General features: G+C 69.4%; 1 protein-coding gene. It reads right to left on the reverse strand.

All coding sequences use genetic code 11. The features are described from left to right. On the reverse strand, nucleotides 1–1,184 hold a 1,184-nt coding region (locus IE142_RS34730), incomplete at both ends, for an acyl-CoA carboxylase subunit beta (RefSeq protein ID WP_191889400.1).

Raw genomic sequence — 1,184 nt, forward strand, 5'->3', positions numbered from 1 at the left:
CGGCGGAAGATGACGTTGGCCGCCCCCTCCGCGCCCATCACGGCGATCTCGTTGGTCGGCCAGGCGTAGGTGAGGTCCGCACCGATGGACTGGGAGTCCATGACGATGTACGCGCCGCCGTACGCCTTGCGCAGGATCAGCGAGATCCGCGGGACGGTGGCGTTGCAGTAGGCGTAGAGCAGCTTGGCGCCGTGGCGGATGATGCCGCCGTGCTCCTGGTCGACGCCCGGCAGGAAGCCGGGGACGTCCAGGAAGGTGACGATCGGGATGTTGAAGGCGTCGCACATCTGGACGAAGCGTGCGGCCTTCTCGCTCGCCTCGATGTCGAGGACGCCGGCCAGGGCCTGCGGCTGGTTGGCGACGATGCCGACGACCCGGCCGTCGAGGCGGGCCAGGGCGCAGATGATGTTGCGTGCCCAGCGCTCGTGGACCTCCAGGTACTCGCCGTCGTCGACGATCTCCTCGATGACCTTGGCCATGTCGTACGGCCGGTTGCCGTCCGCCGGCACGAGGTCGAGGAGGGTGTCGCCGCGGCGGTCCGCCGGGTCGGAGGACTCGTGGCGGGGCGGGTTCTCCCGGTTGTTCTGCGGGAGCAGGGACAGGAGGTAGCGCACTTCGGCCAGGCAGGTCTCCTCGTCGTCGTAGGCGAAGTGGCAGACGCCGCTCGTCTCGGCGTGCACGTCGGCGCCGCCGAGGCCGTTCTGGGTGATCTCCTCGCCGGTGACGGCCTTGACCACGTCCGGACCGGTGATGAACATCTGCGAGGTGTCGCGGACCATGAACACGAAGTCCGTCAGGGCGGGGCTGTAGGCCGCGCCGCCCGCGCACGGGCCGAGCATCACCGAGATCTGCGGGATGACACCGGACGCCCTGGTGTTGCGCTGGAAGATCCCGCCGTACCCGGCCAGCGCGGAGACGCCCTCCTGGATGCGGGCACCCGCACCGTCGTTCAGGGACACCAGCGGGGCACCGGCCGCGATGGCCATGTCCATGATTTTGTGGATCTTCGTGGCGTGGGCCTCGCCCAGCGCGCCGCCGAAGATCCGGAAGTCGTGCGCGTAGACGAAGACCGTACGGCCCTCGACCGTGCCCCAGCCGGTGATGACACCGTCCGTGTACGGCTTCTTGGTCTCCAGGCCGAACCCGGTCGCCCGGTGCCGCCGCAACTGCTCGACCTCCCGGAA

The organism is Streptomyces mutabilis (genome assembly GCF_014649815.1).
Classification (GTDB): Bacteria; Actinomycetota; Actinomycetes; order Streptomycetales; family Streptomycetaceae; genus Streptomyces; species Streptomyces mutabilis.